Source organism: Enterobacteriaceae endosymbiont of Plateumaris pusilla, assembly GCF_012562765.1.
Lineage (GTDB): Bacteria > Pseudomonadota > Gammaproteobacteria > Enterobacterales > Enterobacteriaceae.
Genome location: NZ_CP046226.1, coordinates 295,007 through 307,466, shown reverse-complemented (window position 1 = coordinate 307,466; position 12,460 = coordinate 295,007). Strand labels below are relative to the sequence as shown.

22 protein-coding genes are annotated in these 12,460 nt (G+C 21.9%); 20 read left to right on the top strand and 2 right to left on the bottom strand.

What is annotated here, in order from left to right:
* Nucleotides 1–53 precede the first annotated feature (53 nt).
* From rplN to rplQ, 17 genes are all read left to right on the top strand, one after another.
* Nucleotides 54–425, top strand: a complete 372-nt coding sequence (gene rplN, locus GJT83_RS01440) for a 50S ribosomal protein L14 (RefSeq protein ID WP_168892679.1) — start codon at nucleotides 54–56, stop codon at nucleotides 423–425.
* Between the two features lie 18 nt (nucleotides 426–443).
* Nucleotides 444–755, top strand: a complete 312-nt coding sequence (gene rplX, locus GJT83_RS01435; RefSeq protein WP_168892678.1) for a 50S ribosomal protein L24 — start codon at nucleotides 444–446, stop codon at nucleotides 753–755.
* A gap of 19 nt (nucleotides 756–774) precedes the next feature.
* Nucleotides 775–1,314 (top strand): 50S ribosomal protein L5, encoded by a 540-nt coding sequence (rplE, locus tag GJT83_RS01430; protein ID WP_168892677.1) that lies wholly within the window; start codon nucleotides 775–777, stop codon nucleotides 1,312–1,314.
* Nucleotides 1,315–1,326: 12 nt separating this feature from the next.
* Nucleotides 1,327–1,632 (top strand): 30S ribosomal protein S14, encoded by a 306-nt coding sequence (gene rpsN / locus GJT83_RS01425; protein WP_168892676.1) that lies wholly within the window; start codon nucleotides 1,327–1,329, stop codon nucleotides 1,630–1,632.
* 35 nt (nucleotides 1,633–1,667) lie between these two features.
* Nucleotides 1,668–2,060, top strand: a complete 393-nt coding sequence (gene rpsH, locus GJT83_RS01420; protein WP_168892675.1) for a 30S ribosomal protein S8 — start codon at nucleotides 1,668–1,670, stop codon at nucleotides 2,058–2,060.
* Nucleotides 2,061–2,081: 21 nt separating this feature from the next.
* Nucleotides 2,082–2,615: a 50S ribosomal protein L6 gene (gene rplF, locus GJT83_RS01415; protein WP_168892674.1), complete on the top strand. Its 534-nt coding sequence runs from the start codon at nucleotides 2,082–2,084 to the stop codon at nucleotides 2,613–2,615.
* 20 nt (nucleotides 2,616–2,635) lie between these two features.
* Nucleotides 2,636–2,989 carry a 50S ribosomal protein L18 gene (gene rplR, locus GJT83_RS01410; protein WP_168892673.1) on the top strand — a complete coding sequence of 118 codons (354 nt, stop codon included), beginning with the start codon at nucleotides 2,636–2,638 and terminating at the stop codon, nucleotides 2,987–2,989.
* Between the two features lie 26 nt (nucleotides 2,990–3,015).
* Nucleotides 3,016–3,546, top strand: a complete 531-nt coding sequence (gene rpsE / locus GJT83_RS01405) for a 30S ribosomal protein S5 (protein WP_168892672.1) — start codon at nucleotides 3,016–3,018, stop codon at nucleotides 3,544–3,546.
* Nucleotides 3,530–3,709 carry a 50S ribosomal protein L30 gene (gene rpmD / locus GJT83_RS01400; RefSeq protein ID WP_168892671.1) on the top strand — a complete coding sequence of 60 codons (180 nt, stop codon included), beginning with the start codon at nucleotides 3,530–3,532 and terminating at the stop codon, nucleotides 3,707–3,709. The genes rpsE and rpmD overlap by 17 nt, the downstream gene beginning before the upstream one ends.
* A gap of 1 nt (nucleotide 3,710) precedes the next feature.
* On the top strand, nucleotides 3,711–4,145 hold the full coding sequence (rplO, locus tag GJT83_RS01395) for a 50S ribosomal protein L15 (RefSeq protein WP_168892670.1): 435 nt from the start codon (nucleotides 3,711–3,713) through the stop codon (nucleotides 4,143–4,145).
* A 7-nt stretch (nucleotides 4,146–4,152) separates the two neighbouring features.
* The gene (gene secY, locus GJT83_RS01390) at nucleotides 4,153–5,478 is read left to right on the top strand and encodes a preprotein translocase subunit SecY (protein WP_168892669.1); all 1,326 of its coding nucleotides are present in this window, start codon (nucleotides 4,153–4,155) and stop codon (nucleotides 5,476–5,478) included.
* Nucleotides 5,479–5,538: 60 nt separating this feature from the next.
* Entirely contained in the window at nucleotides 5,539–5,655 is a 117-nt protein-coding gene (rpmJ, locus tag GJT83_RS01385) for a 50S ribosomal protein L36 (RefSeq protein WP_168892668.1), read from the top strand.
* Nucleotides 5,656–5,776: 121 nt separating this feature from the next.
* Nucleotides 5,777–6,136, top strand: a complete 360-nt coding sequence (rpsM, locus tag GJT83_RS01380) for a 30S ribosomal protein S13 (RefSeq protein ID WP_168892667.1) — start codon at nucleotides 5,777–5,779, stop codon at nucleotides 6,134–6,136.
* Between the two features lie 18 nt (nucleotides 6,137–6,154).
* Nucleotides 6,155–6,547, top strand: coding sequence for a 30S ribosomal protein S11 (gene rpsK, locus GJT83_RS01375; protein WP_168892666.1), 393 nt, complete (start codon nucleotides 6,155–6,157; stop codon nucleotides 6,545–6,547).
* Between the two features lie 22 nt (nucleotides 6,548–6,569).
* Nucleotides 6,570–7,190, top strand: coding sequence for a 30S ribosomal protein S4 (gene rpsD, locus GJT83_RS01370; RefSeq protein ID WP_168892665.1), 621 nt, complete (start codon nucleotides 6,570–6,572; stop codon nucleotides 7,188–7,190).
* 23 nt (nucleotides 7,191–7,213) lie between these two features.
* Nucleotides 7,214–8,206, top strand: coding sequence for a DNA-directed RNA polymerase subunit alpha (locus tag GJT83_RS01365; protein ID WP_168892664.1), 993 nt, complete (start codon nucleotides 7,214–7,216; stop codon nucleotides 8,204–8,206).
* 45 nt (nucleotides 8,207–8,251) lie between these two features.
* Entirely contained in the window at nucleotides 8,252–8,629 is a 378-nt protein-coding gene (gene rplQ / locus GJT83_RS01360) for a 50S ribosomal protein L17 (protein WP_168892663.1), read from the top strand.
* Between the two features lie 9 nt (nucleotides 8,630–8,638).
* Here the strand turns inward: rplQ and fmt are convergent, their stop codons facing one another.
* Both fmt and def read right to left on the bottom strand, forming a co-directional pair.
* Nucleotides 8,639–9,595 carry a methionyl-tRNA formyltransferase gene (gene fmt / locus GJT83_RS01355; RefSeq protein ID WP_168892662.1) on the bottom strand — a complete coding sequence of 319 codons (957 nt, stop codon included), beginning with the start codon at nucleotides 9,593–9,595 and terminating at the stop codon, nucleotides 8,639–8,641.
* A 15-nt stretch (nucleotides 9,596–9,610) separates the two neighbouring features.
* Nucleotides 9,611–10,144 (bottom strand): peptide deformylase, encoded by a 534-nt coding sequence (gene def, locus GJT83_RS01350; RefSeq protein ID WP_168892661.1) that lies wholly within the window; start codon nucleotides 10,142–10,144, stop codon nucleotides 9,611–9,613.
* A 219-nt stretch (nucleotides 10,145–10,363) separates the two neighbouring features.
* Here def and tsaC point away from each other — a divergent pair, with 219 nt between their 5' ends.
* From tsaC to GJT83_RS01335, 3 genes are read left to right on the top strand one after another with little or no spacing between them, the layout of a single operon-like run.
* A complete protein-coding gene (gene tsaC / locus GJT83_RS01345; RefSeq protein ID WP_168892660.1) occupies nucleotides 10,364–10,918 on the top strand; it encodes an L-threonylcarbamoyladenylate synthase type 1 TsaC in 555 nt (184 codons plus the stop codon).
* A gap of 18 nt (nucleotides 10,919–10,936) precedes the next feature.
* Entirely contained in the window at nucleotides 10,937–11,764 is an 828-nt protein-coding gene (gene aroE / locus GJT83_RS01340) for a shikimate dehydrogenase (RefSeq protein ID WP_168892659.1), read from the top strand.
* Nucleotides 11,765–11,793: 29 nt separating this feature from the next.
* Nucleotides 11,794–12,420, top strand: a complete 627-nt coding sequence (locus GJT83_RS01335) for a Fe-Mn family superoxide dismutase (RefSeq protein WP_168892658.1) — start codon at nucleotides 11,794–11,796, stop codon at nucleotides 12,418–12,420.
* Nucleotides 12,421–12,460: the final 40 nt, after the last annotated feature.

The window sequence follows — 12,460 nt, the reverse complement described above, 5'->3', positions numbered from 1 at the left end:
TATATAAATTATTAATAGAAAATTATTGTTTTAATAAAAAGGTGATTATAATCATGATACAAGAACATACTATATTAAGTGTTGCAGATAATTCAGGAGCTCGTAGTGTAATGTGTATAAAAGTATTAGGAGGATCACGTCGTCGTTATGCTAATATTGGTGATATAATTAAAATAACTGTAAAAGAAGCTACTCCAAAAGGGAAAGTAAAAAAAGGTGATGTATTAAAAGCTGTTATTGTAAGAACAAAAAAAGGAATACGTCGTCCTGACGGTTCAATTATTCGTTTTGATAATAATGCATGCGTATTATTAAATGATACTAATGAACAGTTAATAGGAACAAGAGTTTTTGGTCCTGTTACAAGAGAATTAAGAAATGAGAAATTTATGAAAATCATTTCATTAGCTTCAGAAGTAATTTAAATAGGATAGTAAAAAATTATGGCATCTAAAATACGTTGTAATGATGAAGTTATTATTTTAATAGGTAAAGATAAAGGTAAAAAAGGTAAGGTAAAATATTTTTTAAATTCTGAATTAGTAATAGTAGAAGGTATAAATTTAATTAAAAAACATATAAAATCTAATCCTTCTAATTCTAATGTAGGTGGAATAATAGAAAAAGAAAATTTTATTCATGTTTCTAATATAGCTATATTAAATATTAAAACTGGAAAACCTGATCGTATAGGTTTTAAATTAGTAAAAGGTAAAAAATTACGTTTTTTAAAATCTAATAATGAAATTATTTAATAATTAGGTAATATGTATTATGTCAAAATTATATAATTACTATAAAAATGAAATAGTAAAAAAATTAATATATAGTTTTAAATACTACTCTATTATGCAAGTTCCTCGTATAAGTAAAATTACTTTAAATATGGGTGTAGGAAATATTATTTCTGATAAAAAACATTTAGATAATGCAATAAACGATTTAACTGTTATTAGTGGACAAAAACCTATAATTACTAAAGTTCATAAATCAATAGCAGGATTTAAAATTAGACAAGGATATCCTATAGGATGTAAAGTTACTTTACGTGGTAAAAGAATGTGGTATTTTTTTGAACGTTTATTATTTATTGCAATACCTAGGATAAGAGATTTTAGAGGATTATCTAAAAAATCATTTGATGGTTATGGTAATTATAATATAGGAATAAAAGAACAGATTATTTTTCCTGAAATTAACTTTGATAAAATTGATCATGTTCGTGGTTTAGATATTTCTATAACTACTACTGCTCATTCTAATAATGAAGGTTATGCTTTACTTCAAGCATTAAAATTTCCATTTCGTAATTAAAGGTTTTAAATTATGGCAAAAGAATCTATAAAAGCTCGTGAAATTAAAAGAATAAAATTAGCAAAAAAATTTTTTATAAAAAGAAAAAAACTTAAAAAAATAATATCTGATATAAATGTATCAGAAAAAGTTCGTTGGGATGCTATTTTTAAATTACAATCTTTACCAAGAGATTCTAGTATTTCTAGACAACGAAATAGATGTAAACAAACAGGAAGGCCACATGCATTTCTAAGAAAATTTGGTTTAAGTAGAATTAAAGTACGTGAATCTGCAATGAAAGGAGAAATTCCTGGATTAAAAAAAGCTAGTTGGTAAAAATATTTTTTGAAATATATTATAGGTTATAAAATATGAGTATACAAAATCCTATTGCTGATATGTTAACAAGAATTCGCAATGGTCAATTATCAAAAAAATTAAAAATTATAATGCAATATTCAAAAATTAAACAATCAATTGCAATGGTTTTAAAAAATGAAGGATATATAAAAGATTATAAAATTATAAAAAACCATATTTCTAATTTAGAAATTTATTTAAAATATTTTAAAGGAAAAGCTGTTATAGAAAATATAAAATGTATAAGTCGTCCTGGATTAAGAATTTATCAAAGAAAAAATAATTTACCCCAAGTTATGTCTGGATTAGGTATTGCCATTATTTCTACATCAAAAGGGATAATGACTGATTATACTGCTCGTAACTATGGAATAGGTGGAGAAATAATTTGTTATATTTCATAATCAATATAATAAGGTATTAAAATGTCTAGAATAGCTAAAAATCCTATTTATATCCCTGATAATGTAAAAATAATTATAAATAAACAACAAATAATTGTTCAAGGAGAAAATGGTATATTAAAAAAAAAAATTAATTCGTTAATAAAAATTGAAATTCATAATAAAAAATTATTATTTATACCTAAAATAAATAATAATGATTCTTGGTCATATGCTGGAACTTCAAGATCTATATTAAATTCTATGATTATAGGAGTTACTCAAGGTTTTTCTAAAAAACTTATTTTATCTGGTATAGGGTATAAAGTTTCTATTAATAAAAATATTTTAGATTTAATGTTAGGATATTCTCATTCAATTTACTATACTTTACCTAAAGGAATAATAGCAAATTGTATTAATCAAAATGAAATAATATTAAAAAGTTCTGATAAACAATTATTAGGTCAAGTAGCTGCTGATATTAGATCATATAGAATTCCTGAACCTTATAAAGGAAAAGGTATTAGATATAGTTATGAACAAGTAAAAATTAAAGAAATTAAGAAAAAATGAGGATAAATAAATTAAATATTATGAATAAAAAAAAAAATATTCGGATTAAAAGAATAACTAAATCACGAAAAATTTTTTATAAATTAAAAGCTACGCGTTTAGTTATACATCGTACTTCACGTCATATCTATGCTCAGATAATATCTTCTACAAATAAAGTTTTAATAACAGCTTCTACTTTAGAAAAAAATATTAATAAAAAACTATCATATACGGGTAATATAGAAGCTGCTATTGTCATAGGTAAAAAAATTGCAAAAAGATCAATCAATAAAGGTATTATGAATATTTCATTTGATAGGTCAGGATTTAAATATCATGGTCGTATTAAAGCATTAGCAAACGCTGCTCGTGATTTAGGTCTTCAATTTTAATTATTTAATGTTAAAGGAATGATAAAATGCCTATTTATGATAATAAAAATCAAAATAATGAATTAAAAGAAAAACTTATTTCTGTAAATAGAGTATCTAAAACTGTTAAAGGAGGTAGAATATTTTCATTTACAGCATTAACTGTTGTTGGTAATGGTAAAGGTCGTGTTGGTTTTGGATATGGTAAATCTAGAGAAGTTCCTAGTGCAATACAAAAAGCTATGGAAAAAGCAAGAAAAAACATGATTAATATTATATTAAATAATAATACGTTACAATATCCTGTTAAAGGTAATCATACAGGTTCTTATATATTTATGAAACCTGCATATGAAGGAACAGGAATTATAGCTGGAGGTGCTATGAGAGCTGTATTAGAAGTTACTGGTATTTATAATGTATTAGCTAAAGCTTATGGTTCTACTAATCCTATTAATATAGTTAAAGCTACTATAAAAGGTTTATCTAGTATGAAATCACTAAAAATGATTGCAGCTAAAAGAGATAAATCTATAGAACAAATAAAAAGGAATATGAAAAATGTTAAAAAATATTAAAATTACACAAATTAAAAGTTCGATAGGAAGAATACCAAAACATAAAGCAACTTTAACTAGTTTAGGATTAAAACATATTGGACATACAGTAATTAAAAAAAAAACTCCTATAATTCTCGGTATGATTAAAAAAATTTTTTATATGCTTAAAATAGGTAATTAAAATGTATTTAAATACTTTATCTCCTGCTTTAGGATCTAAAAATAATAAAAAACGTTTAGGACGTGGTATAGGTTCAGGTTTGGGAAAAACTAGCGGTAGAGGTCATAAAGGACAAAAATCTCGTTCTGGTTGTAAAATAAATAAATCTTTTGAAGGAGGACAAACTCCTTTACATAGAAGATTACCAAAATTTGGTTTTCAATCACGTAAAAAAATTTTTTATAAAGAAGTTAAATTAAGTGATTTAAATAAAATTAAAAGTAATATTATTGATTTAAATACTTTAAAATTATTTAAAATTATTAGTAATAAAATTAAATATGTTAAAATTATAAATACTGGAAAAATTTTTATACCAGTAAAAATTGTTAAATTACGTTGTACAAAAAAAGCAAAAATTTCTATTGAAAAATTAGGTGGAAAAATAGAGGAATAAAAAAGCAATGATAAAACCATTTTCTAAATTAGATTTTCAAAGTACTAAAAAAGGTTTTAATGAATTAAAACAAAGATTCATATTTTTAATTATTGCTTTAATTATTTTTCGTATAGGATCTTTTATCCCTATACCAGGTATAAATTTAAATATATTAAATAAATTAATTAGAAATCAAAATGGTACTATTATTGATATGTTTAATATATTTTCTGGAGGAGCTTTAAGCAGAGCTTCTATTTTAGCTTTAGGAATTATGCCATATATTTCAGCATCTATTATACTTCAATTATTAAGTGTACTTCATCCTAAATTAATTGCTTTAAAAAAAGAAGGAGAAGTTGGTAGACGTAAAATTAACACATATACTAAATATACTACATTAATTTTATCTATTATACAATCTATAGGTATAGTAACAGGATTACCTAAAATATCAGGAATGCAAAATTTAATTTTAAATCCTGGAATATGTTTTTTTTGTATTTCCGTACTAAGTTTAGTTACAGGAACTATATTTTTAATGTGGTTAGGTGAACAAATTACAAATAAAGGAATTGGTAATGGTATTTCAATGATTATTGTTATAGGTATTATTTCTAATTTACCATCTGCTATTGGCCATACAATAGAACAAATTAAAGAAGGAGATTTAAATTTTTTTATAGTATTAATAATTTTATTAATAATCTTTACTATTACTTTTTTTGTTGTTTTTATGGAAAGAGGTCAAAGAAAAATAACAGTTAATTATGCTAAAAGATATAATATAAGAAATATATATAAAGAACAAAATACTCATTTACCATTAAAAATTAATATGTCTGGTGTAATACCTGCAATATTTTCTTCTAGTATTATTTTATTTTTCGTAACAATAATATCTTGGTTTGGTAATAGTACTGGATGGGAATGGCTTAAAAATATTGCTATTATTTTACAACCTAAACAAATGTTTTATATGATATTATATGTTTCATTAATTATATTTTTTTGTTTCTTTTATACTATTTTAGTATTTAGTCCAAAAGAAACAGCAGATAATTTAAAAAAATCAGGAGCTTATATTCCAGGTATACGTCCAGGAGAACAAACTGCAAAATATATTAAAAAAATTATTTTAAGATTAACATTAACAGGAGGAATATATATGAGTTTTATATGTTTAATACCTGAATTTTTACGTAACATAATAAATGTTCCTTTTTATTTTGGTGGAACATCATTATTAATAGTAGTAGTAGTTATTATGGATTTTATAACTCAAATACAGACATTAATTATGTCAACTCAATATGAATCTATGTTAAAAAAAATTAATTTAAAATCATAAATATAAAAATAAAATTTTAAATAAAAAATTTATTTTTATAAAGAGGATGTGTATTATATTATGAAAGTACGTACTTCTGTTAAAAAATTATGTCGTGATTGTAAGATTATTCGTCGTAATAGGGTAGTTCGTGTTTTTTGTAAAAAAGATCCTAAACATAAACAACGTCAAGGTTAAATTTAATAATCATTAATTTTATTTTTTTATTAAATTTAACTTATATATTTATTAATATTAATTATTAAATAAATTATTTTTATTTTTAATAAAATTATTATTTTATAATAAAGGAGTAAATGTGGCTCGTATAGCCGGAGTTAATATTCCTAATAATAAACATATTAGGGTTGCATTACAATATATTTATGGAATTGGAAATTCTCATTCTATACATATTTGTAAAATTATAAATATTAGTCAGTATACTAAAATAAGTTTATTAACAGATAAACAAATAGATTTATTACGAGAAGAAGTATCTAAATTTACAGTAGAGGGTGATTTAAGAAGAGAAATTAATTTAAATATTAAGAGATTAATTGATTTAGGATGTTATCGTGGACTAAGACATCGTAAAGGTTTACCAGTAAGGGGTCAACGTACTAAAACAAACGCACATACTAGAAAAAAATTTCGTAAATTTTTTAAAAAAAAATAATTTTATTGAGATATTAAAATGAAAAAAAAACAAGTCTCTAAATTAAAAAAAAATATTAAAAAACAAATAATAGATGGTATTGCTCATATACATGCTTCTTTTAATAATACTATTGTTACTATTACAGATAGACAAGGAAATTCATTAGGATGTGCTACAGCAGGAGGATCTGGATTTAGAGGTTCTCGTAAATCAACTCCATTTGCTGCACAAGTAGCAGCAGAACGTTGTGCTGAGTTTGTAAAAGATTATGGTATAAAAAATCTTGAAGTTATGGTAAAAGGACCAGGTCCAGGAAGAGAATCAACAATTAGAGCATTAAATAATGCTGGTTTTCGTATTACAAATATTACTGATATTACACCAATTCCTCATAATGGTTGTCGTCCTCCAAAAAGAAGAAGAGTATAATAATTATATTAAAGAGAATAAAATGGCTAAATATTTAGGACCTAAATTAAAATTAAGTAGAAGAGAAGGCACAGATTTATTTTTAAAATCTAATATTCGTAATATTGATACAAAATGTAAAATAGAACAAACACCTGGACAACATGGTATGAAAAAATCTAGATTGTCCGATTATGGTATACAATTAAGAGAAAAACAAAAAGTTCGTCGTATATATGGTATATTAGAAAAACAATTTCGTAGCTATTATAAAAAAGCATTAAGATTAAAAGGAAATACAGGATTTAATTTATTATGTTTATTAGAAAAAAGATTTGATAATATTTTATATAGAATGGGGTTTAGTGTTACTAGATCAGAAGCAAGACAACTTATATCTCATAAATCTATAAAAATTAATAATCATATTGTTAATATACCTTCTTATCAATTAAGTATTAATGATAAAATATCAATATGTGAAAAATCAAAAAAACAAACAAGAATTAAAGCTGCTATAGAACTTTTTAATCAGCGTGAAAAATCAAATTGGTTAGAAGTTGATATCAATAAGATGGAAGGAATATTTAAATATGTTCCAGAACGTTCTGATTTATCATCAGATATTAATGAACATTTAATAATTGAATTATATTCAAAATAATTTTATAAATTGAGAGATTATAAATGCATAATTCTGTAACTGAATTTTTAAAACCTCGTTTAGTTGATATTAAAAAAATTAATAAAACTACTATTAGTGTTACTCTTGAACCTTTAGAAAGAGGTTTTGGACATACGCTTGGAAATGCATTAAGGCGTATTTTATTATCTTCTATGCCAGGATATGCTGTTACTGAAGTAGAAATTGAAGGAATATTACATGAATATAGTACTAAAGAAGGAGTTCAAGAAGATATTATTGAAATTTTATTAAATTTAAAAAAATTAGCTATTAAAGTTAAAAGTGATAAAAAAGAAGTTATTTTAACTTTAAATAAATCAGGAATAGGTCCTGTTATAGCAGCTGATTTAAATTATGGAAATGATATTGAACTTATAAACCCAGAACATATAATTTGTAATTTAACAGATCAAAATGTTTCAATAAATATGAAAATTAAAATTGAATTAGGTAGAGGATATGTTGCTGCACATACTAAAATTCATTGTGAAGAATATGATAATCGTCCAATAGGAAGATTATTAGTTGATGCATGTTATAGTCCTATTGAAAGAATTATGTATAATGTTAAAGCTGCAAGAGTAGAGCAAAGAACAGATTTAGATAAATTAATAATAGAAATGGAAACTAATGGAACTATAGATCCAGAAGAAGCAATAAGAAAAGCAGCTACAATTCTTTCAGAACAATTAGAAGCTTTTGTATATTTACGTGATATACATCAACAAGAAGTTAAAGAAGAAAAACCGGAATTTGATCCTATTTTATTACGTCCTGTAGACGATTTAGAATTAACTGTAAGATCTGCTAATTGTTTAAAAACAGAATCTATACAATTTATAGGTGATTTAGTACAACGTACTGAAGTTGAATTACTTAAAACTCCTAATTTAGGTAAAAAATCTTTAACAGAAATTAAAGATGTTTTAGCTTCTAGAGGTTTATCATTAGGTATGCGTTTAAAAAATTGGCCACCAATTATAATTGATAAATAATAATTTTTTTATATTTTAATTTTTTTATATTAAAGGTAATATTATATGCGTCATCGTAAAATAGGTCGTCATTTAAACAGAACTAGTAGTCATCGTAAATCTATGTTACAAAATATGGCTAATTCTTTAATACAATATGAAATTATTAAAACTACAACTATAAAGGCAAAAGAATTAAGAAGAATAATAGAACCATTAATAACAATAGCAAAAAATAATAATATATCTAATAAAAGATTAATTCGTTCACGTATAAATAATAAAAATAATTTAATAAAATTATTTAAATTTATAGCACCAAGATTTAAAAACAGATTAGGAGGATATACACGTATAATAAAATGTGGATTTCGTAATGGTGATAAAGCTCCTATGTCATATATAGAATTAATGGAAAGAAAAATTACTAATGATAAAAAATAACTATTTAAATTATTTTAAAATTTTACCTATAGAAAAAAGTTTAATGTATTTTCTATTATTTAAAAAATCTTTAATATTCATTGGAACTCTACCACTTGGTTGAATTATTTTAATTTTTAAAATATTATTTATAGTATTGATACTAATACTATCGTTATCAATAAATAATATTTCACCTGGAATAATTGTATTTTTATTAATATAGTTATTTGTTACTTCTGCATTCCATATTTTAAATCTTTCATTATTTAAAAAAAAATATGTTCCCGGATAAGGATTAAATGCACGAATTATACATTCAATTTTTTTAGCAGGCAAAAACCAATTTATTTTACTTTCTTTCTTTAAAATTTTGTTAGCATATGTTGCTTGAATATTATATTTATTTTGAGGTTTTAATTTTATATTTTTTTTATAAAAAAACATATTTAAAACATATAAAAGACTTTTTATACCTAAAATAGATAATTTGTTATATAAAGTACCATATGTATCATTTGAATGAATATCACATTTTTTTTGATATATGATATCTCCTTTATCTAAAAAATTATTCATTTTAATAATACTAATACCAGTTTTAGAATCATTTTCATATAATGCTCTTTGTATTGGAGCAGCACCTCTCCATCTAGGTAATAATGATGCATGTACATTAATACATCCTAATTTTGGTATTTTTAAAATATTAGAAGGTATTAATAATCCGTAATCTACTACAATAATTATATCACAATGATATTTTAATATTTTATTAAAAATTTCTTTAGTATTTAAAGATGATGGTTGTAAAATATTAATTTTATATTTTGAAATAAATTTTTTAATAGGATTAAAAGTTAATTTATGTCCTCTATTAGAATAACTATCTGGTTTAGTAATAACACATACTATTTGATAATAATTTAATAGTTCTTTTAAATGAAATACAGCAAAATTAGATGTACCCATAAAAATAATTTTCATTTTTTTAAATTAAAATTAACATATAATTTTATTTTTTTTATAACGTATTTTTTTTTGATATATTTTTTCCATTTTTTGATAAATTCTTTGATATTTTAAATTTGATAAATAATCAATGAATAAAATTCCATTTAAATGATCAATTTCATGTTGTAAACAATAAGAAAGTAAATTATTAGCTTCTATTTCAAAAATTTCATTAACTAAATTTTTTGCCTGAACTTTTATTGTTTTATATCTAAAAATAGAATATTTTTGTTTAGGAATAGATAAACACCCTTCTTCATTAAGAATTTTAATTTTATTTAATATAGTTAATTTTGGATTAATAAAAATTAAAGGATTATTTTTTTTATTTGATAAATCTATTATTATAATACGTTTATGTATTCCTATTTGTGTTGCAGCTAAACCTATTCCTCCTTTTTTATACATAATTTGAGTCATATTATTAATTAATAATTTTATTTCATTATTTATTTTTTTTACAGGTTTAGCTATAAAACGTAATTCATCATTTGGAAAATATAATAATTTTAATATTGTCATATTAATTTTATATAAAAAATTATTTAATTATTATTATTTTATTTTAAATTAAATATTTTATTTATAATATATATATTATATTATTTATTATAAAATAATAAATTATTTTTTTTATTTATTTTACCTATTTTAAAAATATGTTTTTTATTAAAAGATAATTATATGATAAAATAAAATTATATACAATTAATAATTATAGTTTATAAATTTAATTAAATTATGAATTTTAATATATTCATTAATGCGTTACAATCAGGTAAAATAATTGCATATCCTACTGAATCTGTATTTGGATTAGGATGTGATCCTGATAATAAAAATGCAGTATATAAATTATTATCTATTAAAAAAAGAAATATTAATAAAGGATTAATTTTAATAGCTTCAAATTATAAACAAATATTATCTTATATAGACGAAACTAAATTATCTTTAAAACAAATTAATATGATTTTATCATCATGTTCAAAATTTATAACATGGACTATACCTGTATCGTTAAATACTCCTTATTGGTTAACTGGAAATTTTAATTCGATAGCTATTCGTATAACTAATTATTATCCTATTAATAAATTATGTAATTTTTATGGTAAACCAATTGTTTCTACTAGTGCAAATATAACAGGATATAAACCATGTTTATATTCTCACGAAATTAACTATCATTTTAATAAAAAAATATTAATTTTAAATGGTACTACTGGTGGATATAAAAAACCATCTGAAATTAGAGATAGTTTAACAAATAAAATTATTCGTAAAGGATCGTAAAAAAGAAGTTATATAAAAATGAAAATATTTGCTGTTTTTGGAAATCCTATAAAACATAGTAAGTCTCCTATAATACATAAATTATTTGCTGAACAGTTAAATATAATTCAACAATATGAAAAAATATATGTTCCAATTAATAAATTTAATAATGTAATTAATCATTTTTTTAAACATGGTGGTTTAGGAGCTAATATTACTGTTCCATTTAAAAAAAATGCATATAATATATGTGATTTTTTAACACAAAGAGGAATAAATAGTGGTGTAGTTAATACATTAAAAATTACCAAAAATAATCAAATATTAGGAGATAATACTGATGGAATTGGTTTATTAAAAGATTTAAAAAGAATTAATTTTATTTATAAAAATAGTAATATATTATTAATAGGTGCCGGAGGAGCGGCTCAAGGAATTATATATCCTCTTATTAATTTTGGTTGTAAAATTACAATAATTAATCGTACTTATGAAAATTCTTGTAATCTTTTAAAATATTTTAATTATAAAAAAAATATTAATATCTTAAAAATAGAAGATATTAATAATAAAAAAATAAATTATGATTTAATTATAAATGCAACTTCTAGTAGTATTAAAGGTGTAATTCCAAATATTTCTTCTAGTATTATTCATTCTAATATTTTTTGTTATGATTTATTTTATAGTTCTAAAATCACACCATTTTTAGATTGGTGTTTATACCATGGAGCAAAAAAAATATCTGATGGTATAGGTATGTTAATAGAACAAGCGGCTTATTCTTTTTTTTTATGGCATGGAGTTATGCCTAATACTAGATTAATTTTAAAAAAATTAAAAAATAATAATAATAATTTTTAAATAATACATTTTATAAAGGAATTATTTATATGGTTTATAAATTACCGTCTTTATCATATAATTATTCTGCGTTAGAACCGTTCTTTGATAAAGAAACAATGGAAATTCATCATACAAAACATCATCAAAATTATGTAAATAATACTAATTTAATTCTTGATAAAATTGATATAAAAGATATTTCAATAAATGAATTATTATCTATGATAGATATCATACCATTATCAACTATACAAAGAAATTTTTTACGTAATAATGCAGGAGGTCATGCAAATCATAGTTTTTTTTGGAAAATTTTAAAAAAAAATACTCAACCTAACGATATAATAAAAAATGCTATAGTAAAATCATTTGGTAGTTTTAAAAAATTTCAAAAAAATTTTGAAAATATAGCTGTCAATTTTTTTGGATCAGGGTGGATTTGGTTGATAAAAAAAAATAATATTTTAAGTATAGTTACTACTAAAAATCAATATCACCCATTAATGGGTAAAAATATTAATGGATTTTTTGGATATCCTATTATAGCTTTAGATTTATGGGAACATGCATATTATTTAAAATATCAAAATCAAAGATCTTTGTATGTTAAAGCTTTTTGGAATGTATTAAATTGGGATAAAGTACAAAATTTATTTTTAAAAGAAGAAATATAATTTTATAATTTTTTTATAAACGATATGTTTATTATATATA